25 protein-coding genes and 1 pseudogene are annotated in these 25735 nt (G+C 76.2%); 15 read left to right on the top strand and 11 right to left on the bottom strand.

The genetic code is table 11. The annotated features are described in order from the left end of the window. Positions 1–18: 18 nt before the first annotated feature. Together BLS21_RS11965 and lhgO are read right to left on the bottom strand one after the other, a co-directional pair. Positions 19–1245, bottom strand: a complete 1227-nt coding sequence (locus tag BLS21_RS11965) for an MFS transporter (RefSeq protein WP_091218260.1) — start codon at positions 1243–1245, stop codon at positions 19–21. Positions 1246–1283: 38 nt separating this feature from the next. Continuing rightward, positions 1284–2495, bottom strand: coding sequence for an L-2-hydroxyglutarate oxidase (gene lhgO / locus BLS21_RS11970; protein ID WP_091218262.1), 1212 nt, complete (start codon positions 2493–2495; stop codon positions 1284–1286). Positions 2496–2638: 143 nt separating this feature from the next. Here lhgO and BLS21_RS11975 point away from each other — a divergent pair, with 143 nt between their 5' ends. The 4 genes from BLS21_RS11975 (at position 2639) to BLS21_RS11990 (ending at position 6039) form a co-directional block, all read left to right on the top strand. Beyond that, the gene (locus BLS21_RS11975) at positions 2639–3526 is read left to right on the top strand and encodes a dihydrodipicolinate synthase family protein (protein ID WP_091218264.1); all 888 of its coding nucleotides are present in this window, start codon (positions 2639–2641) and stop codon (positions 3524–3526) included. 73 nt (positions 3527–3599) lie between these two features. Beyond that, complete coding sequence (locus tag BLS21_RS11980; RefSeq protein ID WP_091218268.1) at positions 3600–4454, top strand: fumarylacetoacetate hydrolase family protein; 855 nt, start codon at positions 3600–3602, stop codon at positions 4452–4454. Between the two features lie 29 nt (positions 4455–4483). After that, positions 4484–5272: an SDR family oxidoreductase gene (locus BLS21_RS11985; RefSeq protein WP_091218271.1), complete on the top strand. Its 789-nt coding sequence runs from the start codon at positions 4484–4486 to the stop codon at positions 5270–5272. Beyond that, a complete protein-coding gene (locus tag BLS21_RS11990; protein ID WP_091218274.1) occupies positions 5272–6039 on the top strand; it encodes a fumarylacetoacetate hydrolase family protein in 768 nt (255 codons plus the stop codon). Before BLS21_RS11985 ends, BLS21_RS11990 begins: the two co-directional genes overlap by 1 nt. A 116-nt stretch (positions 6040–6155) precedes the next feature. Here the strand turns inward: BLS21_RS11990 and BLS21_RS11995 are convergent, their stop codons facing one another. Beyond that, positions 6156–6839: a TetR/AcrR family transcriptional regulator gene (locus BLS21_RS11995; RefSeq protein WP_091218473.1), complete on the bottom strand. Its 684-nt coding sequence runs from the start codon at positions 6837–6839 to the stop codon at positions 6156–6158. An 87-nt stretch (positions 6840–6926) separates the two neighbouring features. Between BLS21_RS11995 and BLS21_RS12000 the strand changes: the two genes are divergently transcribed. The 7 genes and pseudogenes from BLS21_RS12000 to BLS21_RS12035 all read left to right on the top strand — a co-directional run bounded on the left by BLS21_RS12000 (position 6927) and on the right by BLS21_RS12035 (position 15565). Next, positions 6927–9071 (top strand): acetate--CoA ligase family protein, encoded by a 2145-nt coding sequence (locus BLS21_RS12000; RefSeq protein ID WP_091218277.1) that lies wholly within the window; start codon positions 6927–6929, stop codon positions 9069–9071. A gap of 51 nt (positions 9072–9122) precedes the next feature. Then, positions 9123–9860: an enoyl-CoA hydratase/isomerase family protein gene (locus BLS21_RS12005; protein WP_091218279.1), complete on the top strand. Its 738-nt coding sequence runs from the start codon at positions 9123–9125 to the stop codon at positions 9858–9860. Positions 9861–9924: 64 nt separating this feature from the next. Beyond that, on the top strand, positions 9925–11058 hold the full coding sequence (locus BLS21_RS12010; protein ID WP_091218282.1) for an acyl-CoA dehydrogenase family protein: 1134 nt from the start codon (positions 9925–9927) through the stop codon (positions 11056–11058). Further along, positions 11055–12119: an acyl-CoA dehydrogenase family protein gene (locus BLS21_RS12015; protein WP_091218285.1), complete on the top strand. Its 1065-nt coding sequence runs from the start codon at positions 11055–11057 to the stop codon at positions 12117–12119. Before BLS21_RS12010 ends, BLS21_RS12015 begins: the two co-directional genes overlap by 4 nt. Next, positions 12116–13531, top strand: a pseudogene (locus BLS21_RS12020) (UGSC family (seleno)protein). Before BLS21_RS12015 ends, BLS21_RS12020 begins: the two are co-directional and overlap by 4 nt. Further along, the gene (locus tag BLS21_RS12030; RefSeq protein ID WP_091218295.1) at positions 13528–14568 is read left to right on the top strand and encodes a hypothetical protein; all 1041 of its coding nucleotides are present in this window, start codon (positions 13528–13530) and stop codon (positions 14566–14568) included. Before BLS21_RS12020 ends, BLS21_RS12030 begins: the two are co-directional and overlap by 4 nt. Further along, a complete protein-coding gene (locus BLS21_RS12035) occupies positions 14561–15565 on the top strand; it encodes a hypothetical protein (RefSeq protein ID WP_091218298.1) in 1005 nt (334 codons plus the stop codon). The genes BLS21_RS12030 and BLS21_RS12035 overlap by 8 nt, the downstream gene beginning before the upstream one ends. A gap of 267 nt (positions 15566–15832) precedes the next feature. Here BLS21_RS12035 and BLS21_RS12040 read toward each other — a convergent pair whose 3' ends face one another. Next, the gene (locus BLS21_RS12040) at positions 15833–16933 is read right to left on the bottom strand and encodes a transglycosylase domain-containing protein (protein ID WP_091218301.1); all 1101 of its coding nucleotides are present in this window, start codon (positions 16931–16933) and stop codon (positions 15833–15835) included. A 145-nt stretch (positions 16934–17078) separates the two neighbouring features. Here BLS21_RS12040 and BLS21_RS12045 point away from each other — a divergent pair, with 145 nt between their 5' ends. Further along, on the top strand, positions 17079–17660 hold the full coding sequence (locus BLS21_RS12045) for a TIGR03086 family metal-binding protein (RefSeq protein WP_091218304.1): 582 nt from the start codon (positions 17079–17081) through the stop codon (positions 17658–17660). 84 nt (positions 17661–17744) lie between these two features. Here BLS21_RS12045 and BLS21_RS12050 read toward each other — a convergent pair whose 3' ends face one another. After that, entirely contained in the window at positions 17745–18527 is a 783-nt protein-coding gene (locus BLS21_RS12050) for an alpha/beta fold hydrolase (RefSeq protein ID WP_091218306.1), read from the bottom strand. A 105-nt stretch (positions 18528–18632) separates the two neighbouring features. Between BLS21_RS12050 and BLS21_RS12055 the strand changes: the two genes are divergently transcribed. Further along, positions 18633–19013 carry a hypothetical protein gene (locus BLS21_RS12055; protein WP_091218309.1) on the top strand — a complete coding sequence of 127 codons (381 nt, stop codon included), beginning with the start codon at positions 18633–18635 and terminating at the stop codon, positions 19011–19013. Between the two features lie 8 nt (positions 19014–19021). On the opposite strand, the gene BLS21_RS12060 is transcribed toward BLS21_RS12055, so the two are convergent. After that, positions 19022–20137 carry a YncE family protein gene (locus BLS21_RS12060; RefSeq protein WP_091218312.1) on the bottom strand — a complete coding sequence of 372 codons (1116 nt, stop codon included), beginning with the start codon at positions 20135–20137 and terminating at the stop codon, positions 19022–19024. A gap of 184 nt (positions 20138–20321) precedes the next feature. Between BLS21_RS12060 and BLS21_RS12065 the strand changes: the two genes are divergently transcribed. After that, positions 20322–21728 (top strand): DUF4407 domain-containing protein, encoded by a 1407-nt coding sequence (locus BLS21_RS12065; protein ID WP_091218315.1) that lies wholly within the window; start codon positions 20322–20324, stop codon positions 21726–21728. 105 nt (positions 21729–21833) lie between these two features. On the opposite strand, the gene BLS21_RS12070 is transcribed toward BLS21_RS12065, so the two are convergent. Together BLS21_RS12070 and BLS21_RS12075 are read right to left on the bottom strand one after the other, a co-directional pair. Beyond that, entirely contained in the window at positions 21834–22226 is a 393-nt protein-coding gene (locus BLS21_RS12070; RefSeq protein ID WP_091218318.1) for a type II toxin-antitoxin system VapC family toxin, read from the bottom strand. Then, a complete protein-coding gene (locus BLS21_RS12075) occupies positions 22223–22477 on the bottom strand; it encodes a type II toxin-antitoxin system Phd/YefM family antitoxin (protein WP_091218322.1) in 255 nt (84 codons plus the stop codon). Before BLS21_RS12075 ends, BLS21_RS12070 begins: the two co-directional genes overlap by 4 nt. A 220-nt stretch (positions 22478–22697) precedes the next feature. On the opposite strand from BLS21_RS12075, the gene BLS21_RS12080 reads away from it, so the two are divergent. After that, positions 22698–23144 carry a hypothetical protein gene (locus BLS21_RS12080; protein WP_091218323.1) on the top strand — a complete coding sequence of 149 codons (447 nt, stop codon included), beginning with the start codon at positions 22698–22700 and terminating at the stop codon, positions 23142–23144. An 8-nt stretch (positions 23145–23152) separates the two neighbouring features. On the opposite strand, the gene BLS21_RS12085 is transcribed toward BLS21_RS12080, so the two are convergent. From BLS21_RS12085 to BLS21_RS12095, 3 genes are all read right to left on the bottom strand, one after another. After that, positions 23153–23449, bottom strand: coding sequence for a hypothetical protein (locus tag BLS21_RS12085; RefSeq protein ID WP_091218326.1), 297 nt, complete (start codon positions 23447–23449; stop codon positions 23153–23155). Positions 23450–23457: 8 nt separating this feature from the next. Beyond that, positions 23458–24291: an ATP-binding protein gene (locus BLS21_RS12090; protein ID WP_139177087.1), complete on the bottom strand. Its 834-nt coding sequence runs from the start codon at positions 24289–24291 to the stop codon at positions 23458–23460. A gap of 86 nt (positions 24292–24377) precedes the next feature. Continuing rightward, on the bottom strand, positions 24378–25721 hold the full coding sequence (locus BLS21_RS12095) for an ABC1 kinase family protein (RefSeq protein ID WP_091218331.1): 1344 nt from the start codon (positions 25719–25721) through the stop codon (positions 24378–24380). Positions 25722–25735 lie beyond the last annotated feature (14 nt).

Consider the following 25735-nt stretch of genomic DNA (forward strand, 5'->3'; position numbering starts at 1 on the left):
CCGGCCGGGACCGCGCCCTCAGGCCCGCGCGGCCGCCCGGCGCTGCCGGTGCGCGGCCACCAGCGCGGGGCGCTCGCGCAGCAGCAGGTGCCGGCCGAGCACGACGACCAGCCCCGCGACGACGGCGAGGGCGGCGGTCGCGGTCCAGGCCACGGCGTAGGAGCTCACCGAGAGCAGCCCGCCGAAGGCCAGCGGCCCGGCTGCTGCGCCCAGCCCCATGCCGCCCTGGGTGATCGACGTCGCCTGGGCGGCCATGCCGTGGTGCATCCGGGTGACGGCGTAGGTCGACAGCCCGGCCCACGCCCAGCCGGTGCAGTAGCCGACCACCGCGCCGACGGCGATGAGCGCCTCGACGCCGGTGCCGAGCAGCGCGTAGGACAGCCCGCCCACCGACATCTGCGCGGCGACGACGAGCAGCCAGCGGGTGCGCACGCGGTCGGCCAGCCACCCGACGAGCACCCGGGCCAGCGCTCCCACCCCGCTGGCCACCGCGGCGAGCACGCCGGCGGTCGCCGGGGCGATGCCGCCCGCGACGGCGGTGCTGACGGCGAAGGAGCCCAGCGCGTTGCCGGTGCCGGCACCGAGCGCCAGCCCGGCGGCGAGCACGTACAGCGGCGCGCGGCGGAACGGCCCGGCCGCCTCCGACGGCGGTGACGACGACCCGGCCGACCCCAGCCGCCGCGGACCCGGCACGGACAGGACGACGAGCAGCGCCAGGACCGCGCCCAGGCCGAACGCCGTCCGCCAGCCCAGCGGGATGGCGACCAGCGGGACCGCCACGCCGGCCAGCAGCGTCGACAGCGGGATCGCCGCCTGCTTGAGGCCGTAGGCCAGGCCCTGCCGCCCGGCGGACACCGAGCGCGCGATGAGGTCGTTGCTCGCCGGCTGCCCGATGCCGTTGCCCCACCCGGCGACGACGAGCGCGACGACGAGGACGGCGGGATCGCGAGCGGCCAGCGCGACGACGAGCATCGTGAGCGCCGCGGTGAGCCCGGAGAGCCGCACGACCCGGACGGTGCCGAGCGTGCGCACCAGCGTCCCGGCGGAGAGGGCCGACACCGCCGAGGTGGCGAAGAACGCGGCCACCAGCACGCCGAGCAGGGACGGGCCGACGTCGAGGTCGGCGCGCACCTGCACCCACAGCACGCCGACGAGGTAGGCCGGGAGCACGCCCGCGGTGGTCACCGTGACCGCCGCGGTCGCCGCGCGGGCCGGGCCCGCGGGCCGCCCCCGGCCGCTGCTCACGAGGCCCTGCTCACGAGGCCCTGCTCACGAGGCGCTGCTCACGGCCGGTCGTCCTCGGCGAGCAGCACGCCGACGAGGTGCTCGGCGATCGCCAGCGACGACGTGGCGGCGGGGGAGGGCGCGTTGCGCACGGCCACCACGGCGCCCCGCCGGGTGATGCGGAAGTCGTCGACCAGGCTGCCGTCGGACTCCAGCGCCTGCGCCCGGATCCCCGCGGCCGCCGGCACCATGTCCTCGGCGGTCAGCTCGGGCACGTAGCGGCGGGCGGCGGCGGTGTAGGCCTTCTTGGACAGCGACCCGCGCATCTCGGCCAGGCCGGTGCGCCAGTGCTGCCGGGCGAAGCGCCGGAAGCCGGGGAAGCGGGCGATCGCGGCCAGCTCGGCGGGGGAGACGTCGCGCCACCGGTACCCCTCGCGGGCCAGCGCCAGGACGGCGTTGGGGCCGACCAGCACCTCGCCGTCGAACCGCGGGGTCAGGTGCACCCCGAGGAACGGGTACCGCGGGTCGGGCACCGGGTAGACCAGGCCGTTGACCAGCCCCCGCTTCTCCGGCGTGAGCGCGTAGTACTCGCCGCGGAAGGGGACGATTCGCGGGGCGTCGTCGTCCCCGGCCAGGCGGGCCAGCCGGTCGACCTGCAGGCCCGCGCACAGCACCACCCGGTCGGCGACGACCTCCTCGCCGGACGTGCCCGCGACGACGACCCCCCCGTCGGCGGACCGGAACGCGGCCACCTCGAACCCGGTCCGGACCGTCGCGCCCGCGGCGCGGGCGTCGGCGGCCAGCCGCTCGGTGACCGACACGTAGTCGACGATCGCGGTGGTCGGCGAGTGCAGCGCGGCGATGCCGGTGACGTGCGGCTCGAGCTCGCGCAGCTCGGCCCGGTCGATCACCCGGACGCCGGGGACGCCGTTGGCGCGGGCCCGCTCGGCGATCGCGCCCAGCCGCTGCTCCTCGGCGCCGTCCAGCGCCACGAGCACCTTGCCGATCTCGTCGTAGGGCAGCGCGTGCTCGGCGCAGAACTCCTTGAGCAGGGCGACCCCGCGGCGGCACAGCGTCGCCTTGAGCGAGCCGGGCTCGTAGTACAGACCGGCGTGCACCACGCCCGAGTTGCGGCCGGTCTGGTGGGCGGCGAGCCGGTCCTCCTTCTCCAGGACCGTCACCTCGGCGTCGGGCCGCTCGGCCAGCAGTCGCCGGGCCACCGCCGTCCCGATGATCCCGCCTCCGACCACGGCGTATCGCTGGACCGGCATCGTCCTCCGTCCTCCAGGTGCCCCCCGCGTCGCTGCGGGGCACGGGTGGGGCCGCACCGCCGGCCGACGGCTACGGTGACCGCTGTGATCTCCGTCGCCCTCCCGGCCGCAGGCCGCCGTCCCCGTCCGCAGGGTAGTTCCCGGTGACCGCGCTCACGGGTGTGCTACCGATCACACTGACCCCGTTCACCGACGACGGCGAGGTCGACGAGGGCAGCATCGACAGCCTGGTCGAGGACTACCTCGGCGCGGGAGCGCACGGGCTGACCATCCTCGGGATCATGGGCGAGGCCGCCAAGCTGCTCGACGAGGAGCGCGAGCGGGTGCTGCGCCGCTACCTGCGGGCCGCGGCCGGCCGGGTGCCGGTCGTCGCCGGGGTCTCGGCACGAGCCACGAAGATGGCGCTGGACTACGCCCGCCGCGCCGAGGACGCCGGCGCCGCCGCCGTCATGCTCGCCCCGCCGGACAACACCCGGAACCTCGACCTGGGCTTCGAGCACTTCCGGCTGGTCGCCGAGGCGGTGTCGGTGCCGGTCGTCGTGCAGGACGAGCCGGTGAACACCAACGTCGTCATGCCCGCGCCGTTCCTCGTCCGGCTGCTCGACGAGATCGAGGGCTGCCGCTACCTCAAGCTCGAGGAGACGCCGACGCTGCCCAAGATCACCGCGGTGAAGCAGCGGGCCAAGGAGCCGGTGGGCGTCTTCGGCGGGCTCGGCGGGCTCTACCTGTACGAGGAGCTGCTCCGCGGCGCGGACGGCATCATGACCGGCTTCGGCTTCCCGCAGGTGCTGGTCGGCACCTACGAGCGGTTCGTCGCCGGCGACCGGGCCGGTGCGCAGGAGTTCTTCTTCACGTACCTGCCGCTGATCCGCTACGAGGCCCAGCTCGGCGTCGGCGGGGTGACCATCCGCAAGCAGGTCTTCGCCCGCCGCGGCGCGATCGCCTCGCCGCACGCCCGCTTCCCGGCCCCGCCGGTCGACGAGCTGACCCTCGCCGAGCTCGACGACCTCATCGCCGCCGTCGGCCTGTAGCCCCGTAGCCCCACCCACCGCTCCGGCGGCGCGCTGCCGCGCGCCCGGGGCCCGCCTGCGAGAGGACACGCCCGTGCGACTGACGACCCTGCGACTGGACGGCGCGGAGCCGGGGGCGCTGGTGCGCCCCGGCGGCGCCGTGCCGCTGCCCGCCCTCAACGAGCGCTTGGGCACCGACTGGCCGGAGACGGTGCAGGAGCTCCTCGAGCACGGCCGGGTCGAGGGGCTGCGCGACTGGGTGGCCGGCCAGGACGCCGCCCGGCTCGACGAGCTCGCGCTGCCGCAGGAGCGGCTGGTCTACGCGCCGCTCTACCGCCGGCCGCGCAAGATCTGGGGCATCGGCCTGAACTATGTCGAGCACGCCGCCGACCTGTCGGAGAAGGCGCCCTCGACCGAGCCGGCCAGCTTCCTCAAGCCCGACACCGCGATCATCGGCCCCGGCGACCCGATCCGGATCCCGCCGCAGTCGCAGCGCACCACCGCCGAGGGCGAGCTCGGCGTGGTCATCGGCCGCGAGTGCAAGGACGTCGACGAGGCCGACGCGCCCTCGGTGGTCGCCGGCTTCACCACGATCGTCGACATGACCGCCGAGGACATCCTCGAGAAGAACCCGCGCTACCTCACCCGCTCGAAGAGTTTCGACACCTTCTTCAGCTTCGGCCCGGAGCTGGTGACCGTCGACGAGGTGGACGACGTCGACGCGCTCGAGGTCGCGACGATCCACAACGGGCAGGTGCACCGGCGCAACGTCGTCTCCAACATGACCTTCCGGCCGTGGTGGCTCGTCGCCTTCCACTCGCGGGTCATGACCCTGCTGCCCGGCGACGTCATCTCGACCGGCACGCCGGGAGCGGTGCACATCCGCTCCGGCGACACCGCCGGCGTGCAGATCACCGGTTTCCGCGAGCTCACCAACCCCGTGGCCTGACGGCCCCCGATCCGACGGAGCGCATCCCGATGGACCTCGAACTGACCGGGCGGGTCGCCCTGGTCACCGCCGCCTCCAAGGGCCTGGGCCGCGCCACCGCGACCCAGCTGGCCGCCGAGGGCGCGCGCGTGATGATCTCCAGTCGCGGCGCCGACCAGCTGGCGCGGACCGCGCAGGAGATCACCGACGCCACCGGCGCGCAGGTGGAGCACTGCCCGGCCGACGTCGCCGACGCCGCCGACCTCGACCGGCTGCTGCACGAGACGCAGGAGCGGCTCGGCGGCATCGACGTCCTGGTGAACAACGCCGGCGGGCCGCCGCCGGGCGGCTTCGACGCCCTCGACGACGCGAAGTGGCAGCAGGCCTTCGAGCTCAACCTGCTCTCCACCGTGCGGCTCTTCCGCGGCGTGCTGCCGCACATGCGCGAGCAGGGCTGGGGCCGGATCGTCACGGTGGCGTCCTCGTCGATCAAGCAGCCGATCGACAACCTCACGCTGTCCAACACCCTGCGCGTCGGCATCCTGGGGCTGGCCAAGAGCGTCGCGCTCGAGGTGGCCGGGGACGGCGTGCTGGTCAACACGATCGGCCCGGGCCGCATCGCCACCGACCGGGTCGCCTCCCTCGACGCCGGGCGTGCCGAGAAGACCGGCCAGTCGGTCGAGGAGGTCCGCGCCCAGAGCGAGGCCGGCATCCCGATGGGTCGCTACGGCACCCCCGAGGAGTTCGGCAAGGTGGCGGCCTTCCTCGCCTCGGGTGCGAACACCTACGTCACCGGCCAGGCCTTCCTGGTCGACGGCGGTCTGGTCCGGGCCATCTGATGCGCCTGGTCCGGTACACCGCGGCCGGGGGTCCGGCGTCGTACGGCCTGGTGGAGGGGGACGGCGGCGACGCCGTCGTCGTCCGCCTCGACGGGGAGCCGTTCGGCGGCGTCCGGACGACGGGGGAGCGCACCCCGCTCACCGACGTGCGGCTGCTGGCCCCCGTCGAGCCGAGCAAGGTGCTGTGCCTCGGCCGCAACTACGCCGAGCACGCCAGGGAGCTGGGCAACGAGGTGCCGGAGATCCCGGTCGTGTTCGCCAAGTTCTCCACGTCGGTCGTCGGGCCGGACGCCGAGGTGCCCTACCCGCCGGACACGGAGAACCTGCACTTCGAGGGTGAGCTGGCGGTCGTCATCGGGCGGGAGTGCACCCGGGTGCCGGCCGAGGGGGTGGCCGACGTGGTGCTCGGCTACACCGTCGCCAACGACCTGACGATGCGGGACCTGCAGCGGGCCGAGAAGCAGTGGACCCGCGCGAAGGGGTTCGACCGCTCCTGCCCGCTGGGGCCGTGGGTGGAGACCGACGTCGACCCGTCGGCGCTGTCGCTGCGGACGACGGTGAACGGCGAGGTCCGCCAGGACGGCACCACCGCGGACATGCTGCTCGACGTCGCGGCGTGCGTGTCCTGGGTCAGCCAGACGATGACCCTGCTGCCCGGGGACGTCGTCCTGACCGGCACACCGGCCGGCGTCGGGCCGCTGCAGGCCGGCGACGAGGTGACGGTGAGCATCGAGGGCATCGGTTCGCTCTCCACCCGCATCGTCTGAGGCCGAGCCACCCCGGGTGACTCCCCGGAGGGTCGGCCCCTGCTCACAGGTGGAAGCAGGGGCCGACTCCCCCGGGGACACGTCGTGCCGTCCGGGAGCAGGTCGGTGCGGCTCGGTCAGGCGTGCACCGGGAGACCCAGCGCCTGCGCCCACAGCCGGGTGAGCGTGGCGACGAGCCGCTCCTCCTCGAAGTCGCCGTCGAGCACCAGCCAGTAGTGCACCGCGCCGTTGACCATGGCGACCAGCGCGTGGGCGGCGTACTCGGCGTCGAGGTCGGCGGCGACCAGGCCGTCGCGCTGGAGCTGCTCGATGCTGTGCCGGACGCGGCCGACGTTGCGCTCCCGGGCCGCCTGCCGCTGCGCGCGGACCTCAGGGTCGAAGGTCGTCACCTGCTCGAAGAGCGCCATGAGCGCGGTGTTCTGCCGGTACATGGCGACGAACCGGCGGTTGGCCTGGTCGATGCGGTGCACCGCCACCTCGGCGGGGGAGCCGTCCGGCGGACCGGTCTCGCCGCGGGTGGACATCGAGGCGTAGAGGTCGTCCATCGTCTCGGCCACCAGCGCCCGGAAGACGGCGGTCTTGGAGCCGAAGTACGTGTAGAAGCTGCCGTGCGCGACGCCGGCCGCCGCCGAGATGTCGGTGACGCGGGCCTCCAGGAAGCCGTCGCGCTCGAACACCTCGCGGGCCGCGACGAGCAGCCGGGCCCGCATGCGCCGGCCGCGCTCGGTGGTCGGCAGCGCGGGCGGGGCGCTCGTGCCGGCGTCCCCGGGAGGCGGCCCGGCGGCGGAGGGTCGGGGCACGGTCACCTCTTTGCGTTGACATTGACGTCGACGTCAACTTAGCTGCGGTCGGCCCACCTGTCGTCCTCCCGAGGAGGCGTTCCGCCGATGACCGCGCCGACGCCGCACCCGCACGACGACGGGCTGCAGGCGCTGCTGCGGCCGCGCGGGATCGCGCTGCTCGGCATCTCCGGCCGGCCGGAGAACATCATGTCCCGGCCCCTGCGCTACCTGGTCGAGCACGGCTACGAGGGTGGCCTCTACCCGGTCAACCCGAACCACTCCGAGCTCGTGGGCCGGCGCTGCTACCCGACGCTGGCCGAGGTCCCCGGCCCGGTCGACCTGGTGCTCGTGCTCGTCGCCGCCGACCGGGTCGAGGACGCGATCCGGCAGGCCGCCGCGGTCGGCGCGAGGGCAGCGGTCGTCTACGCCTCCGGCTTCGCCGAGGTCGGCCCCGAGGGGGTGGCGCTGCAGCAGCGGCTGGCCGCGGTGGCGCGGGAGACCGGCGTCCGCGTCGTCGGGCCGAACTGCCAGGGCTTCCTCTACGCGCCCACCGGCGTGGTGGCCACCTTCACCGCCGCCGCCGACCGGCCGCTGACCTCCGGCAGCGGCGTGGCCTACGTCGGGCAGAGCGGTGCGGTCGGCGGCTCGGTGCTCGACCTCGCCACCGACATGGGGCTGGGCCTGGCGGCGTGGTTCAGCACCGGCAACCAGGCCGACCTCGACCTGACCGAGGTCTCGCTGCACCTGCTGGCCGACCCGACGGTGCGGGTGCTGATGCTCTACGTCGAGGCCACCGGCGACGGCGCGGCCTACGCCGAGCTGGCCCGCCGCGCGCAGGAGGCCGGCAAGCACCTGGTCGTGCTGCGCTCGGGGCGCTCCAGTGCCGGGCGTCGCGCGGTGGCCAGCCACACCGGCTCGATGCTCGGTGACGACGTCGCCTTCGTGCTCACCTCCCGGCGGTACGGCGTGGTGCTGGTCGACGACATCGACGAGCTGCTCGCCGTCGCCGCGGTGCTGGCCGCCGGGAAGCCGGCGGAGGGGTCGCGGGTCGCCGTCGTCACCACCTCCGGCGGAGCCGGCAGCCTGGCCGCCGACCAGTGCGCGGACGTCGGCCTGCAGCTGCCCGAGCTCTCGGCGGCGACCCAGGCGCGGCTGCGCCCGCTGATCCCGCCGTTCGGCGCGCTGGCCAACCCGGTCGACGTCACCGCGCAGCTGTTCAACCGGGGCGCGCACGCCTTCGGCGACGTCTGCCGGATCATCGCCGAGGACGACGCGGTGGACGTCGTCGCGGTCCTCGTGACCATGGTCGTCGGCGACGCCGGCGCCCGGCTGGCCGAGGACCTCGTCGCCACGGCCGCCAAGCTGCCCTGCCCCCTGCTGGTCGGCTGGATCGCCGGCCAGGAGCTGACGGTCGAGGGCCGCCGGGTGCTCCGCGAGGCCGCAATCCCGGTGTTCGGCTCGGTCGGCGACCTGGCCCGGGTCGCCGCGCGGCTGGCCCCGCCGCGGCACCGCGGCACCCCGCCGCCGCTGCCGCCGGTGCCCGAGGTCCCGGCCGCGGAGGTGCGCGCGCTGGTCGCGGCCCCGGTGGTGGACGGCGCGGCGCTGCTGCGGGCGATCGGCATCGCGCAGCCGTCGTCCACGCTGGTGACCACGCCCGAGGCAGCCCGCGCGGCGGTCGCGGCGCTGCCCGGCCCGGGCGTGCTCAAGCTGGCCGCCGTCGACCTGGCGCACAAGAGCGAGGTCGGCGGGGTGCGGGTGGGCGTCGGTCCCGACGAGGCCACCACCGTCTTCACCGAGCTGCTGGACGCCGCGCGGGCGCACCACGTCCCCGGCGTCGAGGGCGTGCTCGTGCAGGAGCTCGTCCCGCCGGGCACCGAGCTGGTCCTCGCGGTCACCGCGGGGCGCGACGGGTTCCCGCCCGTGGTGACCGTCGGGCTCGGCGGGGTGACCACCGAGCTCTACCGCGACCTCGCCTCGGCGCTGGCGCCGGTGACGCCGGAGGAGGCGTGGGCGATGCTGCGCAGCCTGCGCGCCTGGCCGCTGCTGGCCGGCTTCCGCGGCGCCGAGCCCGCCGACGTGCCGGCCGCGGTCGACGCCGTCGTCCGGCTGTCGCAGGCCGCGCTGGCCGCGGGCGACCGGCTCGCCGAGTTCGAGGTCAACCCGCTCGTCGTCGCGCCGCGCGGGCGGGGCGCCACCGCCGTCGACGTCCTGGTCCGCACCACCGGCTCGCGGGAGCCGGTGGGCGAGTAGGCATCCTCAGCGGCACACCCCGGACCCCAGCAGAGAGGCAGGACACCCCCCGTGGGACAGATCCAGTTGGAGCGGCACGGCGGCGTCGCCGTGTTCACGGTCGACTCGCCCGAGGTCAAGAACGGGCTCACCCCGGAGATGGGGCTGCAGCTGTCGGAGCTGTGCGACGAGGTGGACGCCGACCCGGCGATCGGCGCGGCCGTCGTCCGCGGGGCCGGGGGCACGTTCTGCTCGGGCGCCGACCGCCGGCGCTGGACGCCGGGCAGCGACCAGGCCGAGGACAAGACGTACAAGGAGCTCGGCGCGGTCTACACCGCCTTCCGCCGCGTGGGCACGCTGCAGGTGCCGACGATCGCCGCCGTCCGCGGCGCCGCCGTCGGCGCGGGGATCAACCTGGCGCTCTCCACCGACCTGCGCATCGTGTCCGAGAGCGCCCGGCTGCTGGCCGGCTTCCTGCGCATTGGCCTGCACCCCGGCGGCGGCTACTTCACCATCAGCAGCCGGACGGCGGGCCGCGAGGCCACCGCCGCGATGGGCCTGTTCAGCGAGGAGATCGACGGCGTGCGCGCCGCGGAGATCGGCCTGGCCTGGAAGGCGGTGCCCGACGACCAGGTCGAGGACCTCGCCCTCGAGCTCGCCGGCCGCGCGGCCAAGGACCCGGAGCTGGCCCGGGAGGCGGTCCGCTCCTTCCGCACCGAGGCCGGCCCGCCCGGGATCGGCTGGGAGGCCGCCCTGCACTTCGAGCGGGCCACTCAGATGTGGTCCCAGCGGCGGCGCGAGACCGCCTGACCCGACCCCCCGCCGGGCCGGCGACGGCGCCGGCCCGGCGGGGTCCACCTTCAGGAGGGATGCCGTGCAGTTCGCCCCCACCGCGCTCAGCCCCGCCGAGGAGGCGCTGCGCGCCGAGGTGCGCGAGTTCCTGGCCGCCGAGCTGCCGCCCGACCACCGCCCGGCGCTCGGCTTCGCCGGCCGGCACGACCCGGAGTTCTCCCGCACGCTGGCCGAGCGCGGCTGGGTCGGCATGGCGATCCCGCAGGAGTACGGCGGGCACGGGCGCAGCGCCGTCGACCGGTTCGTCGTCGCCGAGGAGCTGCTGGCCGCCGGGGCGCCGATCGGGGCGCACTTCGTCGCCGACCGGCAGACCGCGCCGGCGCTGCTGCACTTCGGCACCGAGGAGCAGCGGCGGCGGTTCCTGCCCGGCATCGCGGCGGGGGAGGTCTACTTCTCCCTCGGCATGAGCGAGCCCGACTCCGGGTCCGACCTCGCCTCGGTGCGCACCCGCGCCACCCGGGTCGAGGGCGGCTGGACGGTCACCGGCACCAAGGTGTGGACCAGCGAGGCGCACCGCAACCACTTCTTCGCCGTCCTGTGCCGGACCTCGCCGATGGAGGAGGGCCGCAAGCACGCCGGCCTGTCCCAGCTGGTCGTCGACCTGTCCGCGCCGGGCGTGCGCATCTCGCCGATCCCGTACCTCGACGGCAGCCACCACTTCAACGAGGTGGCGCTGGAGGAGGTGTTCGTCCCCGACGACATGGTGCTCGGCGAGCTGGGCAGCGGCTGGCAGCAGGTGACCAGCGAGCTGGCCTACGAGCGCAGCGGCCCCGACCGCTGGCTGTCGACCTTCCCGGTGCTGCGCGAGTGGCTGCGCGAGCGCCCCGGGGTGACCGATGACGAGGCCGCGGTCCTCGGCCGGCTGGCCGGCCGAGCCCGCGCCATCCGGCACCTGTCGCTGTCGGTCGCCCGCGCGCTCGACGCCGGGGCGGCGCCGGCGGTCGAGGCCGCGCTGGTCAAGGAGGTCGGCACCCGCTTCGAGCAGGACCTGGTCGAGGCGCTGCGGGAGGCCGCCGGGACCGAGCTCGACCAGGGCTCCGGCTCGCTGTTCTGCTCGCTGCTCGCCGAGGCGGTGCTGACCTCGCCGTCGTACACGCTGCGCGGCGGCACCACCGAGGTCCTCCGCTCCGTCGCCGCGAAGGGACTGGCCGCATGAGCGACGACCGGCAGATGCTCACCGAGGTCGCGACCGGCCTGTTCCGCGACCTGTGCACGCCCGAGGACGTCGTCGCCGCGGAGGCGACCGGCTGGAGCGAGCGGCTCTGGGACGCGTTGGCCGGGTCCGGCTTCCCGACGGTGTCGGTGCCCGAGGCGGCCGGCGGCTCCGGCGGGGACGTCGCCGACGCCTGCGCGCTGCTGACCGTGGCCGGCCGGTTCGCCGCCCCGGTGCCGCTGGCCGAGACCGGGCTGCTCGCCGGCTGGGCGCTGGCCGCGGCCGGGCTCGAGCTGCCCGAGGGCCCGCTGTCGGTGGCGGTCGGCCGGCCCGGGGACACCGTCCGGCTCACCGGACGGCGCCTCACCGCGCGGCTGTCCCGCGTGCCGTGGGGCGGGCGCAGCACCCGGGTGGTCGCCGTCGCCGAGAGCGGCGGGCAGCGGTTCGTCGTCTCGGCGCCCACCGCCGCGGCGACCGTCACGCCCGGCCGCAACCTCGCCGCCGAGCCGCGCGACACCCTCGTGTGGGACGACGTCGAGCTGCCCGAGGACGCGGTGGCGCCCGCGCCGGACGGCGTGGACCCCGCGGCGCTGCGGCTGCGCGGGGCGCTGGCCCGCTCGGCGCAGATCGCCGGCGCGCTGGCCCGCGTGACCGAGCTGAGCGTGCGCTACACCGGCGAGCGCCAGCAGTTCGGCCGGCCGATCGCCCGCTTCCAGGCGGTGCAGGCGCACCTGGTGACGATCGCGGAGGAGGCCCAGCTGGCCGGGCTGGCCGCGCAGGTCGCCGCGCTGAACGCCCGGCCGGACCCCTCGTTCGACGACGTCGCCGCGGCCAAGGCGGCGGCCGGCGAGGCGGCGACGGTCGCCGCCCGGGCCGCCCACCAGGCGCACGGGGCGATCGGCATGACCAAGGAGTACGAGCTCGGGCAGCTCACCCGGCGGCTGTGGTCGTGGCGCGACGAGTTCGGCGGCGAGCGGTGCTGGAGCCGGGAGCTGGGCCGCCGGCTGGCCGCCGAGGGCGCCGACGCGCTGTGGCCGCGGATCTCGACGGGGCTACTGGCGTGAGCACCGACTGGGACGTCGCCGTCGTCGGCGCGGGCACCGCGGGCCTGGCCGCCGCCCGGGTGGCCGCGGAGCGCGGGCTGCGCGTCGTGGCCTACGAGCGGATGAGCCCCGGCGGGCAGCTGGTGAACCTGACCGTGCTGCACGACCACCCCGGCGGGACCGGTCCCGAGCTGGTGTCAGCGCTGACCGCAGCGGCCGAGGGCGCCGGTGTCCGTCTGTCGTGTGCCGAGGTCACCCGCGTGCACCCCGGTACACCGGCCCGGCTGGAGACCGCCGACGGCGAGGTCGCCGCCGGCGCGGTCGTGATCGCGGCGGGGCTGTCCGCCGGGCGGCTCGGGCTGCCGGGGGAGGAGGCGCTCGTCGGCCGGGGGATCTCGACCTGCGCCGGCTGCGACGGGCCACTGTTCCGCGGCCGCCCGGTCGCCGTGGTCGGCGACGACGAGTGGACGGCGGAGGAGGCGCTCGAGTTGGCCGGCTACGCGTCGGCGGTGACCGTGCTGGTGCCGGGGGAGCCGCGGTGGTCCGCGGCGCGCGCGGCGCGGCTGGCGGCCGACGAGCGGGTCGAGGTGGTGACCGGCGCGGCGGTGACCGCCCTGCGCGGCGAGGGCGTGCTGTCGGGGGTCGTCGTCCGCACCGCCGACGGCGAGCGCGAGCTGGCGGTCGCGGGGGTCTTCCCGTTCGTCAACCGGCGCGGTCCGGAGGGCCTGGTGGCGGGGCTGGCCGCCGACGCCGACGGCCGGCTGGTCCCGGAGGACGGCGTCCTCGTGGCCGGCGACGCGCGCGCCGGGGCGGAGCAGTCGCTGACTGCCGCCGAGGCCGACGGTCGGGCCGCCGGCGAGGCCGCGGTCGCGGCACTGGCGGCGGGCGCGGGGTCGCTGCGCGTCGTGGACCCGACGTACGGCGTGCTGCCGGAGGACGACGCCGGGCCGGTGGAGGCCACCGGCAGCACGGCGACGTGGCGCGACGTCGCGCTGTTCACCAACTCCAAGCCGAACGCGACCGAGCTGCTGCGCGGGCTGGGTGCGCGGCTGCAGGCGCACTGGGAGCTGCCGGAGCTGGGCTTCGCGGCCAAGGACAGCGCCTCGGTCCCGGCCGACCCGGACCAGATCGACTGGCTGTCGCAGCGCTTCAAGATGGTGCTGGTGGCGGTCGGCGACTAGGGCTCGTGCTCGTCGTGGAGTCTCCACGACTCGGTGGAACTGGAGCGGCGCGGCGTCGTGGCACCCCTGGTGGTGACCGAGACGTTCCTGCCGCTGGTGCAGGCGCAGGCCCGGGCGCGCCGGGTGCAGCCGCGCCTCCTGGTGGTGCCGCACCCGGTGGGCGGGCTGAACGAGGCGGAGCTGGCCGGGCGGATCGAGGGCGCGGCAGCCGAGCTGCTGCGGATGGCCGACGAGGCGAGGGGTCTGTCGTGAGCGCCGTGGTGGACCTGCCGGGGGTCACCGAGGAGAGCTGGCAGGAGGAGGCGTACCGCCGCGGCTGGGGCGACGGCCTGCCGCTGGTGGCCCCGACGCCGGCCCGGGTGGCGGCCGCCCTCGCCGCGCTCCACGGCATCGACCTGGAGCTGGGACCGTTGCCGCCGTCCGGGCTGGTGCCGACCCGCGAGAGCTTCGCCGCCAACGCGGTGATGGCCGGCTGCCGGCCGGCGGACCTGCCGGTGGTGCTCGCCGCCGTCCGCGCGCTGCAGGCCCCCGAGTACAACCTGCACGGCGTGCTGGCCACCACGCACCCCTGCGCGCCGATGGTCGTCGTGAACGGCCCGGTGCGCGCGGAGCTGGGCATCAACTCCGGCGGCAACTGCCTGGGCCAGGGCACCCGGGCCAACGCGGTCATCGGCCGGGCGGTGCAGCTGGTCGCCACGCACGTGGGCGGGGCGCGGCCGGGCGTCATGGACCGGGCGACCCAGGGCGGGCCGGCGAAGTACACCTTCTGCTTCGGCGAGAACGAGGAGGAGAGCCCCTTCCCGCCGTTCTCGGTGCGCCGCGGCTTCGCGCCGGGGCAGTCGGTGGTGACGGTCGCGGCGACCGAGGGGCCGCACAACGTCAACGACCACGGCGGGACGACGGCCGAGGACCTGCTGCTCACCATCGCCGGGACCATGGCCCAGCCGGGGTCGAACAACGTGTACGTGAAGGGCCCGCACTTCCTGGTGCTGGGTCCGGAGCACGCGGCGACCTTCGCCCGCGACGGGTGGACGGCGGACGCGGTCCGCGACGCGCTCTGGGAGCGGGCACGGATCCCGGTGTCGAGGGTGTCGGAGGCCAACCAGCGGCAGTTCGAGGACTGGGGCGTGGTGCCCGACGGCGACGCGTACACGGTGAGCACCGGCCCGGAGATGCTGCACGTGCTCGTGGCCGGGGGAGCGGGGAAGCACTCGGCGTGGATCCCGTCGTTCGGGGCGACGGCGGCGGTGTCGCGCGCCGTGCCCTCCCGCCCCGTGGACCGTGCCTGAGCGGCCGCTGGTCGAGCCGGACGCCGACCCCGCCGCGGTGGCGGCCGAGCTGCTCGCCGCCGGGCACGGCGACGGGCTGCCGGTGGTGCTCCCCATCGCCGACCGGCTCGCGGCGATGGTGGACGGCGTCGCCGCGCCGGACGCCGTCCTCGGGCAGGTGCCGCCGCTGTTCGGCGAGCTGACCGTGCGGGCGGTCGCCTGGTACGCGGTGCTGGCCGGGTGCCGGCCGGCCGAGCTTCCGGTCGTGGTGGCCGCGGTGCGGGCGGCGCTGGAGCCGCGGTTCAACCTGCTGGGCATCGCGACGACGACCGGGTCGCCCGCGGTGGCGGTGCTAGTGCACGGCCCGGTCGCGGCGTCCCTCGGGCTGACGCCGGCCGGCGGGCTGGGCCCGGGGTCGCGGGCGAACGCCTGCGTCGGGCGGGCGGTGTCGATGGCCCTGGCCGGCATCGGCGGCGCGCGGGCCGGGCTGACCGACATGGCGACGATCGGCTGGCCGGGCAAGTACACGTGCTGCACCGCCTCGCTGCCAGGGCCCTTCCCACCTCCGGCGGACGGTGACGCGGTGACCGTCGTCGGGGCGAGCGGGGTGCTCGAGGTGCTGCCGGCGTCGGGCTACCGGACGCCGGCCGAGGTCCTCGCGCCGGCCGCCGCGGCCCTGGCAGGGGTCGCGCTGGCCGCCGGCGACCCGGGCTGCTCCCGCGACGGCGAGCCGTTCCTGCTGCTGCCACCGGAGCCGGCCGGGTTCCTGCGCGGCCACGGGTGGGGCCCGGAGGAGGTGTCCGGGTTCCTGTTCGCGGAGGGCAACGCGGTGCTCGCCGCAGGGGCCGCGCGGCTGGCCGGGGTGTCGTCCGCCTACGGGCCCGGTGACCTGCGGGTGGCGGCCTCGGCCGACGACGTCCGGGTCGTGGTCACCGGCGGGCCCGGGGTGAAGGCGGCGGTGCTGCCGACGTGGGCGGGCGGCACCCGCTCGGTCACCGCCGCCGTCCGCCCGCTCTGACCGCCGTCCGCCGCCGCACCCCGGTCGTCCCCGTGGTGCCGGCGACCGCAGATCACGACCTCGTGTCGGTGCGGTCGTCGCGGCGTGGACCGGACCGCGCGACGCCCCGGCGGCCCGGACGACGACGCAGGCCGAGGCCCGCCGCACGTGCACCCCGGCAACCTCCGCCCCTGCTTACAGGTGGGAGCAGGGGTGGAGGTTCGCGAGGAAGGTGTTCCTCGGGAGCCTCACCCCCTGCCCGCACCGTGGGCGGGGGGAGGGGTCGCGTCAGGCAGTGCCCTCGGCGGCGATCAGGTCGGCGACCGCCTGCGGCCGGGTCGAGCAGTCGTCGCCGGAGGGCGGCTGGTCGCTGGCCAGGCCGGTCACCCCGGCGTCCTCGACCGGCTGGAAGCCGAGGCGCTCGATGTGCCGCGGCACCCGCTTCTGGGCGTTGATCACGTGCGACCGGGAGAGCCAGCCCTGGCCGTCGGCGACGTCGAAGTCCAGGCCGCCGCCGGGCGCGCGCTGCACGTGGCCGGGGGAGGGCAGCAGCCCGACGATCTGCACGGCCTGCTCGACCGGGAGGTCCTGCGGCGGGCGGTCGAAGTAGTACCAGCTGGCCGCGCAGACCCCGTACAGCGATGGTCCGAACTGGGCGTAGTTGACGTAGAGCTCGAGCATCCGCCGGTCGTCGAGGGCCAGGGCCAGCTCGGCGGAGAGGCCGGCCTCGACCGCCTTCCGCCAGGCGCTCATCTCCTGGTTCAGGAAGAGGTTCTTGGCGACCTGCTGCGGGATGGTCGAGCCCGACGGGTCCTCCTCGCCGGATAGGTGCGCCTGCGCGCGGCCGAGCATCTCGCCCCAGGTGAAGGCGCCGGCGCGGTAGGGCAGCTTGGCGTCCTCGTGCGCGATGACCGCGGCGAGGAAGTTGCGCGAGACGTGCTCGACCGGCACCGACTGCTGGATGGCGCCGTCCGGGTTGGCCGCCATGAAGGCCGTCGTCGGCGGGTCGACCCAGCGCAGCGACACCATCACCAGCGCCTGGACGGCGAAGCCGACCGCGAGCACCTTCGCGATCCGCCGGACGAGCAGCCGACGCGTGCGGGAGCGCGGCCGGTCGGGCCGCTCGTCGCCGTCCCGTCGTCCGCCGGCGGGGCGCGGCTCGTCCCGGTCGCGGCGGCGCCGCCGGCGCCCGGGCTGCTCGTCCGGCGCCGGACCGTAGCCGTCGTACCCGTACCGGTCGGCGACGTCGTCCCACGACGAGCGCGGCGGGACCGGGGCCGAGTCGTCGTCGTACCCGGACCAGTCGTCCGCGGGCCGGTCGGCGGTCGTGGTGCCACGGGTCCGGCGGCGGCGGACGGCGGGCCAGCGATCCGGTGAGCCGTACGGCATGGGCGGTGTTCTCCCTGGGGGGCGCGAACCGTCATGGTACGGCGGCGGAACGTGAGGACCGGGGAGCTCAGCCGGTGAGGTGCGCGAAGACGACGACGTCCGCACGCGCCGGTGACTTCCAGGGCGTCGGCCGGTCTGCCCTCCCATGGAGACAACACGGCTGGACCTCGCCCCCCAGGCGGCCGAGCTGGCCCGGGTGGTGACCGGCATCCGCGCCGACCAGCTCGGCCACCCGACCCCGTGCGACGGCACCCCGGTCGCGGGGCTGCTCGCGCACGTGGTGGGCCTGACCACGGCCTTCCGCATGGCCGCGGAGAAGACGCCGGTGTCCGGCGGGCCGTCGGCGTCGCCCGACGACCTCCCGCCCGACTGGCGCACCCGGATCCCCGCCCAGCTCGACGCACTGGTGGAGGCGTGGCAGCGGCCCTCGGCGTGGGAGGGGACCGCGGAGGCCGGCGGCGTGGTCATGCCCGCGCCGGTCGCGGCGGTCGTGACGCTCGACGAGGTGCTGGTGCACGGCTGGGACCTCGCCGTCGCCACCGGGCAGGACTACACGGCCGACCCGGCGTCGGTGGCGGCGTGCACCGAGTTTGCCGCCCAGGCCGCCGCCCAGGGGCCCACGCCCGGGCTCTTCGGTCCGGCGGTGCCCGTTCCCGACGACGCCCCGCCGCTGGACCGGCTGCTCGGCCTCACCGGCCGCGACCCGGCCTGGCGTCCACCCGCATGATCACCGCTGGAGGCGGATGAGGCGGGGCTCCTGCCCTTCCGGCCGCGGGGGCACCGTGCTCCGGCTCCTGGACCCGCGGTCCCGTCAGGGCAGCTCGCGGGTCAGGCCCTCGATCGGGGCGGACCAGGCGTCCGGCGCCGTCCACACGAAGCTGTGCGCGCCGGGCACGGCGCAGAACCGGCCGTCCGGCGCCAGGGCGGCGAGCTCGCGTGCCCACGCCTGCGTGCACAGGCGGTCCTGGTCCCCGCGCAGGACGAGCACCGGCGCCTGCACCTGCGGGACGACGTCCTCGAGGGCATCGGCGAGGTGCGCCGAGAGCGCGTGCCGGACCCGGCGCAGTCCGGCGCGCTGCCGCTCCGAGGTGTGCTGCGCGTCGAGGCTCGGCGGCTCCAGCGCGTGGTTGCGGCGCCAGGCGAGCAGCACCCGGCGCAGGCTGCGGTAGCGCGGGTCGATGGTGGGGCTGGCCAGGACCAGGGCCCGCACGTCCCGGGGACGGCGGACCGCCACCCGCGCCGCCACCTGCGTGCCGCTGGAGTGCCCGGCGAGCACGACGCCGCCGAGGCCGCCGGCGTCGAGCCACTGCACCACGGCGTCGGTGAACTGGGCGACGTCCAGCGGGTGCGGCGGCTCGCCGCTGCCCGAGAAGCCGGGCAGCTCGACCAGGTGGGCGCGGGTCCATGCGCCGAGCTCGCACAGCGCCGGCTGGAGGTAGTCGGCCACGGCCAGGCCGGGGACGACGACCACCTCGGGGACGCCCGCGCGGAGCGTGCCCACCGTGCGGCTGCGCATGACGCCCCAGCTGGTGCGGCGGTGGGCGAGCTCGACGTCGGGCGGCGGGTGTGGCCCCGCACCGGGGTCGGCAGCCATGGCGCGACGGTAGCCACCCGCGTCGGCTGCGCGGGGACGGCGTTGCTGGTTGACTCCCGGGAGACGGTGAGCCGAGCCGTCGGGTCGGCCTCCAGGAGGTGCGCCATGGCGACGACGGTCGCGGGGATGTCGAAGCAGCAGCTGGCGAGAGCGCTGGGCGCCACGGGGGCGGCCTTCGGGCTGACCAGCATCGTCGCGCCGAGGGTGGTCGCCGGGACCTACGGCGTCCCGGTCACCCCGGCGGGCCTGCAGCTGCAGCGGCTGTTCGGCAGCCGGGCGCTGGCGATCTCGGTCCTGGCGCTGACCGCGCGCACCGACGAGGAGGTCGACCGCGGGCTGGCCGTGGTGGCCGGCATGAACGCGATCGACGCGCTGACCGCGCTCGCGGCCGCTGCGCAGGCCGGGCGGGCGACCACGCTGCGGGCGGTCGCCAGCTCACTCGCCTACGGGGCGGCCGCGCTGGTCGTCCGCTCGATGAAGGGCTGAGCCCCCGCTCAGCCGACGAGGAAGGCGGTGGCCTGCGGGCCGTCGCCGTCCACGCACGAGCCGGTGGCCACGAGTCCGGCGTCCCCGTCGAGCGGGGCGACGTCGCCCAGCACGGCCGCACCCGCGCACAGCGGCACGGCCGACACCCGCTGCCCGCCGGCCAGGTCGATCGCGACCAGCTCGGCGGGGAAGGAGAGGTCGGCCTGCGGCACCCACGCCGTGCCGCCGTCGGGGGAGACGACGACGGCGAGCGCGGAGTCACCCACGCCGTCCAGCTCCACCGAGGTCGCGACCGCGCCGTCCACCACGGTGACCAGCCGGCCGAGCTCGCGGCCGTCGCTGACGTGGGCGGTGGCGACCACGGTGCCCTCGGCGGTCACGTCGACGTCGGCCGGAACGCCGACCGGGGCGTCGGGCGCGAGGTCGACCGGCTCGCCCACCGGGCGCAGGTCGGCGCCGTAGCTGGCGAGCAGGGCGCGCCCCCCGCTGTCGACGAGGGCGGCCAGACCACCGTCCGGGCGGGCCGCGAGCGCGGTGACCGTGCCCTCGGGGACGACGGGCGCGGTGCGGGACACGACACCTGCGGCGAGGTCGACGGCGAGCAGTTGCGCGGGACCGGCGTCGGGCAGGGCGAGCGCGGCGTAGAGCGTGCGGTCGTCGGGGGAGAGGGCGGTGGCCGCCCGCTCGGGACGCACGCCGAGGGCGGTGACGGTGGCCTGCCCGTCGGGCCGGACGGTGAGCAGCTGGTACCCGGTGGTCGGGCTGGTGGTGGCGACGAGAAACGAACCGTCGGCCAGGACGGTGAGCTCGGCGTCGTCCCCGACCGCGGGCAGCTCGAGCAGCGTCGTGGCCATCGGGCCGTCCCCACCCGAGCCGACCCGCACCAGCCAGCCGCGCGTGCCGCCGTCGCCCAGCAGGGCGACCGGGTCGCCACCGGGGGGAGCGGCGAGGTCGAGCAGCCGGGCGTCGCCGCCGACGGCCGCGTCGAGGTCGACGGTGCCGAGCAGGGCCGGGCCGCCGTCGGCGCCGGTGCGCTGCGAGGGGCCCGTGTCTCCGTCGCTGGTGCAGGCGGCGGCCGCCAGGACGACGGCGAGGACCGCGGCGGTGCGGCGGACACGGGGCATGACGGCTCCGGGGTCGGGAGACGCGAGCTTCCGCCGGGGTCGGGAGCGCGGCAACTCGGGCGGGCGGTCCTGTCGCAGCTGGGGCGGGTGTGACTGGCTCGTCCGGACGCGCCGGACGGGTGCCGATGAGCCGGGGGAGACGACGGACCGATCTCTACCCCCGTCGTCGCGGGAGTGGCTCGGTATGGCGGCATGGCAGCGACGACTCGGTGACGGCCTGGCGGTGCTCGGAGGCGCCCGCCCCGACGTGCTGGAGGCCGCGCCCGGTGCGCGACCGCGGTTCGTGGCCCTGGGCGGCGTCCTCCTGAGCACCGGTGGGCTGGCCGTCGTCTCGATGGCGTTCGCCGTGGCGATGGCGCTGGGCGTGTGGTGGCCGCTGGCGCTGCTGGTCGGCCTGGGCTGGGGCGCGGTCGTGGTCAACCTCGACCGGATGCTGCTGGTCGGGATGGCGCACGACGCCTCGCTGAAGCGGAACCTGGTGCTCGCCGTCCCCCGGGTGGGGCTGGCGCTGATCCTGGGCGCGGTGATCGCGACCCCGCTGACGCTGCAGGTGTTCTCCTCGGAGATCGACACCGAGGTCAAGGCGATGCAGGCCGAGGCGGCCGACGCCTACCGGGAGTCGCTGGAGACCGACGCGCGCTTCGCCGGGCTCCCCGAGCTGCGGGAGCAGGTGGCGCTGCAGGAGTCGATCGTGGCCTCCGGTGGCGTCGCGGACCCGCAGCTGGCGGTCGTGCACGGCGACGCGACGGCGGCCCAGCAGGCCTACGACGCGGCGCTGGCCACCCAGCGGGAGCTGGAGGCCAAGGCGCAGTGCGAGCTGGACGGCACCTGCGGCACCGGGGACGCCGGGACCGGTCAGGCGTACGTCGAGGCGCGGGCGGCGGCGGACGCCCAGGCGACGGTCGTGGAGTCGGCGCGGTCGGCGCTGGACGCGGCGACGACGGCCGCCTCGGCGGCGGAGGGGCGGGCCGCGGAGCTGGCGTCGGCCTCGCTGGAGTCCGACCGGGCCGAGCTGGAGCGGCTGACCGCGGAGCAGACCCGGCTGCAGACGGCGTTCGACGCCACCAACGAGGAGTCGGCGGGGATCCTCGCGCGGCTGGAGGCACTCGACCGGCTGGGTGACCGCAACGCGACCCTGGCCGCCGCGCAGGTGATGCTGTCGCTGCTGTTCATGAGCATCGAGATCCTGCCGGTGCTGATGAAGCTGCTGCTGAACTTCGGCCCGCCCTCGGCCTACGACAGGCTCGCGGCGCTGCGCGACTCCGGCGACGTGGAGATCGAGGAGCTGCAGAAGGAGTCGCGGCTGACCGTGGCCGCGGCCCGCGAGGAGATGCTCGTGATGGCCGAGCAGGAGCGGATCGACCGGCAGAAGCAGGCGATCATCGCCCGGCGCGAGGCCGCTGAGGCGGCCGCCGCGGCCGAGCGCGCGGCCGCTGCCCGCGCGGCCGAGCGGGCCGCCGCGGCGGCCGAGGCGCCGGCGCCGTCCGCGGTGGAGACGCTGCGGCCCTGGGACACCGGCCCGATGCGCCTGGCCCGCACCGTGCTCGGCGCCCGCCGCCGTCCGTCCGATCGCGTGCCTGCCGGCGTGTGAGCACGGACCCCCGGGACTGACGGTGCCCCGGCCTCCACGGGGAGGCCGGGGCACCGTCGTCCCCGGCCGGGACCCACGGCCCGCCGCAGGCGCGCACGCGCGGGGTCAGACGGGGATGACGCGCAGGTCGCTGATCTCCGCGAGTGCCGCGTAGTCGGTGTCCTGGGTGACCACCGGGACGTCGTGCGCGAGCGCGGTGGCGGCGATCCAGGTGTCGTTCACGTCGACCCGTCGTCCAGCCGTGGCCAGGAGGAGCCGCAGCCGGGCCCACTCGTCGGCAACGGCCGTGTCGACGGGGAGAGGGTGGAGCTCGGCCACGGTCTGCAGGGTGGACAGTCTGCGGGACCGCACCGAGACGTCGGTGGCGGCGAGGACGCCGGCGCGCAGCTCGCCGTAGGTCACCACGGAGACGGCGACCTCGTCCGGCAGGGCTGAGACGTCCAGCCCCCGGCCCTCCCGGGCGATGAAGACGCTGGTGTCCAGGAGGCCGCGACTCACCTGATGGGCCCGAGCTCGTCGGTGTCTCCGGTGAGGGCACGCAGGTCCTCCCGGAGTGCCGGGTCGGCCTGGGCCCGCGCCAGCCGCGCGGCGAAGACCGCCCTGGGCGTCCAGTGCGAGCGCTGCTCCCGGATCGGGCCCAACTCGGCCACGGCCTCGCCGTTCACCGTCACCTCCACGACCTCGCCGGCGGCGGCCCGTCTGAGGACGCCGGCCGTGTCGTTGCGCAGTTCCCTGGATGCCACCCGCATGCCTACGATCGTAGGCCATCTGTAGCTCTCGAGGGGGGTACCGCGGGGGCTCCCCGGATGCGACACGGAGGCCTCCGACCGTCACCCTGCGTGGGGACGCCGACCGGGCGCTCCCCGTTGGGCTGAGCCGCGGTGCCCGTTCGGGCGGGGCGGGTGAACGGCAGGATTCTCGTCGTACCCCGGCCCTAGCCTTGACTGTGAGTGCGCGAGGGGGTGCGCAGTGAGCACAGCCGTCTGGGCCTTCATCGGGGTGGTGGCCGGCGGGCTGCTCACGGTCGCGGCCCAGGCCACCGCCGAGTCCCTCAAGGCCCGTGCCGCGGCGCGGGCACGGCACGAGCAGCGGGAGCGCGCGACGCGCCAGTTCCAGCGCGACACCCTGATCGAGCTGCAGGCCGCCATGGCCGACTACCGGGCAGCGCTGGACCGGGACCGGACCCAGCTGCTGCCCCTGCGGAGCACGGAGCAGCAGCTCTCGGCCGCCCGGGCGAGGTACCAGATGCTCGTGCACCGCGTGTCGTCGTCCGCCGCACGGGAGGCCGCGCTGGCGTGGGAGACGGCCGCACTGCCCTGGTTCCAGGGCGACGACTCCGGCACCGCCGCGGCGGAGGCGGAGGCGTGGGAGACGGCGATGCGCGTGACGGGCGAGGCCGTCCGCGCCACGGACTGACGTACCGCTCAGGCGGTCTGCAGGCGCTCCGCGACCCCGTGGTCCCGGGCCGCCTCGAGCAGGTACTCGCCGAACTCCCGGGTGACGTGCTCGGCGCGCAGCACCGCGGCGCCGCCGTCGACGAGCACGCGGGTGACGAGCTCGTCGGCGAAGGACGGGGTGCCGGCGACCATGCGGCGGAAGTCCACCACGATGGTGGCGCCGGACATGCGGTCCGCGAGGCCGTCGACGAGGGCACGGGCGCGCTCGCGGCCGCCGCTCAGCTGCGGGACCTCGATCGGTGGGAGGACAGCAGGCACGGTCATCGACCTCCTCACAGGCTCAGGCGCACGTGGGCGAGCGTACCGGGATAGGACGCGGGCAGATCGCTCAGCTCCGGGTCCAGGTGACCGCGCCGGAAGGTGCCGCTGGCCGCTCCGCTGATGAGCGTCACGCTGCCGCGGTGCTCGCCGGTGATGCCGATGACCCGGCTGATCCCGCGTCCGCGGCCCGGGCGGCCGATCGAGGTCACGTTCACCTGGGCCGCGCGCACGATCGCCGTCCGGTCGTCGGGTACGGGGAACACCGCGGCGAGTCGCTCACGCAGCCCGATGCCGCTGTCACCGACGGCGAACGAGATGTCGCCCCTGTTGTCGTACCGCTGCAGCGCCACGTAGCCGTGCGACCGCGTGCTGTGCTCCAGGACGTTCCGCGCCATCTCGTCGAGCGCCGCGTACAGCGGCTGGATCAGCTCGGGGTGGTCGTCGACGTAGGTCTGCACGAGGGCGGCGGCGACGGTGTCCAGCCCGGCCTCCCCGTCGAACCGGCGCAGCTCCACGAGACGGTGGCCGAGCCGGCGCTCCCGCACCTGGGGCAGGTCGTGGACCACGTCGAGCCCGGTGAGCTGCTCGCCGAGCCGCATCCGGGTGAGGTAGTTCGCGACGTCGCCGCCCTCGGGCTTGCGGAAGCGGACGGGGCGGTGCAGCAGCGTCGCCCGCTCGGCGATGACGGCGAGGCTCACCAACCCGGCCGGGTCGATGAACTTGAGACCGGTCAGGTCGATCTCGACGGATCCGGTGCCCGAGGGGCGCAGGTGTCCGCCGATCTCGTCGTACGTCAACACGCCGTTCGTGCAGACCGTGATGTCGACGCAATCGGTCCTGGTCATCTCCGTTACATCATCGACGAGGGTCTGACAGTCAGCGAGTGACGGCGTCGTCCTCGTCCGTGACCGAGAGGCGTGGTTGCCCGCCGTCAGCGCCCGGTGCCCGCGTCCCGGGAGGTGTCGTAGCCGGGCAGCCACCGCCGGAGCTCGGCGTCCACGGCCACGGTGGCGTCCAGCGAGCAGAGGACGCCGGCCAGCCCCGCGGCCACGCGCTGGAGCAGCAGGTGGCGCGGCGGGACGGTGAGCCGGCGCTGGGTGCGGGCGGCGGCGCTGAACGGGTCGGAGGCGAGCCGGGTCTGCTCCTGCAGCCACGCCCTCGTGAAGCGGTGGGTGGAGCTGCGCAGCGGCTGCAGGTAGGGGTCGAGCAGCGCGAGCAGGGCCTGCGGGGGAACCTGGTCCGCGCGCAGCAGTCCGGCGGAGGCGGCCATGCGGTGCAGGGCCGCGGCGTCGCCGTCCCGCCCGGCGGCGAGCATCGGGCCGAGCCGGGCCGGCCAGCCGTGCGGCAGGGCCTCGGTCGCCCCGAAGTCGAGGACGGCGAGCCGCCCGTCGGGCAGCAGCCGGAAGTTGCCGGGGTGCGGGTCGCCGTGCAGCCGGCGGGCGCGCACCGGCGCGGAGGCGAGCAGGCGCACCAGCAGCCGGCCGGCGTGGTCGCGGTCGTCCCGGGCGCCGCCGGCGATGACCCGCGACAGGGGGGTGCCGTCGACCCAGCGGGTGACCAGGACCTGGCCTGCGACGGCCAGCACGTCGGGGACGGCGAGGTCCGGGTCGTCGCGGTAGGCGTCGGCGAACGCGGTCTGGGCCTCGGCCTCCCGGACGTAGTCGACCTCGTCGACGAGCCGGTCGCGGAGCTCGGCGAGCAGCTGCCGGGCGTCGAGGCCGGGCGCGGCCGCCTGCAGGACAGGCGTCAGCGTCTGCAGCACCCCGAGGTCGGCGACGAGCGCCTCGCCCGCGCCGGGGTACTGGACCTTCACCGCCACCGGGCTGCCGTCGGACCAGGTGGCGCGGTGCACCTGCCCCACGCTGGCCGCCGCGACCGGCCGGTCGTCGAGGTCGCGGAACAGCCGCCGCCAGCGGGTGCCGAACGACTGCTCGAGCTGCCGGTGCACCAGGTCGGCCGGCATGGCCGGCGCCGCCTCCTGCAGCCGGACCAGCGCGTCGCGGTAGGGGCCGACCAGCTGCTCGGGCAGCGCGGCCTCCATCGCCGACATCGCCTGGCCGACCTTCATGGCGCCGCCCTTGAGCTGGCCGAGGACGGCGAACAGCTGCTCGGCCGTGCGCTGCTGCACCTGCGCGGCGACCACCTCGGCGGGGCGGCCGCCGATCCGCTTGCCGAGCCCGAGGGCGGTGCGCCCCGCGTAGGCCGCGGGCAGTGCGGCGAGCCGCGCCGTCCGGGCCAGGCGGCCCCGCGGCGGCCGGCCGTCCTCGGAGGTCACGGGCGGACCGTAGC

The organism is Geodermatophilus siccatus (assembly GCF_900103785.1).
Lineage (GTDB): Bacteria > Actinomycetota > Actinomycetes > Mycobacteriales > Geodermatophilaceae > Geodermatophilus > Geodermatophilus siccatus.

What these genes read in the sequence shown, in the direction of transcription:
- lhgO (WP_091218262.1), bottom strand. Translation starts at nt 2,495, where the DNA reads ATGCCGGTCCAGCGATACGCCGTGGTCGGAGGCGGGATCATCGGGACG.
- BLS21_RS11985 (WP_091218271.1), top strand. Translation starts at nt 4,484, where the DNA reads ATGGACCTCGAACTGACCGGGCGGGTCGCCCTGGTCACCGCCGCCTCC.
- BLS21_RS11990 (WP_091218274.1), top strand. Translation starts at nt 5,272, where the DNA reads ATGCGCCTGGTCCGGTACACCGCGGCCGGGGGTCCGGCGTCGTACGGC.
- BLS21_RS12000 (WP_091218277.1), top strand. Translation starts at nt 6,927, where the DNA reads ATGACCGCGCCGACGCCGCACCCGCACGACGACGGGCTGCAGGCGCTG.
- BLS21_RS12015 (WP_091218285.1), top strand. Translation starts at nt 11,055, where the DNA reads ATGAGCGACGACCGGCAGATGCTCACCGAGGTCGCGACCGGCCTGTTC.
- BLS21_RS12040 (WP_091218301.1), bottom strand. Translation starts at nt 16,933, where the DNA reads ATGCCGTACGGCTCACCGGATCGCTGGCCCGCCGTCCGCCGCCGCCGG.
- BLS21_RS12045 (WP_091218304.1), top strand. Translation starts at nt 17,079, where the DNA reads ATGGAGACAACACGGCTGGACCTCGCCCCCCAGGCGGCCGAGCTGGCC.
- BLS21_RS12050 (WP_091218306.1), bottom strand. Translation starts at nt 18,527, where the DNA reads ATGGCTGCCGACCCCGGTGCGGGGCCACACCCGCCGCCCGACGTCGAG.
- BLS21_RS12055 (WP_091218309.1), top strand. Translation starts at nt 18,633, where the DNA reads ATGGCGACGACGGTCGCGGGGATGTCGAAGCAGCAGCTGGCGAGAGCG.
- BLS21_RS12060 (WP_091218312.1), bottom strand. Translation starts at nt 20,137, where the DNA reads ATGCCCCGTGTCCGCCGCACCGCCGCGGTCCTCGCCGTCGTCCTGGCG.
- BLS21_RS12065 (WP_091218315.1), top strand. Translation starts at nt 20,322, where the DNA reads ATGGCGGCATGGCAGCGACGACTCGGTGACGGCCTGGCGGTGCTCGGA.
- BLS21_RS12075 (WP_091218322.1), bottom strand. Translation starts at nt 22,477, where the DNA reads ATGCGGGTGGCATCCAGGGAACTGCGCAACGACACGGCCGGCGTCCTC.
- BLS21_RS12085 (WP_091218326.1), bottom strand. Translation starts at nt 23,449, where the DNA reads ATGACCGTGCCTGCTGTCCTCCCACCGATCGAGGTCCCGCAGCTGAGC.
- BLS21_RS12090 (WP_139177087.1), bottom strand. Translation starts at nt 24,291, where the DNA reads ATGACCAGGACCGATTGCGTCGACATCACGGTCTGCACGAACGGCGTG.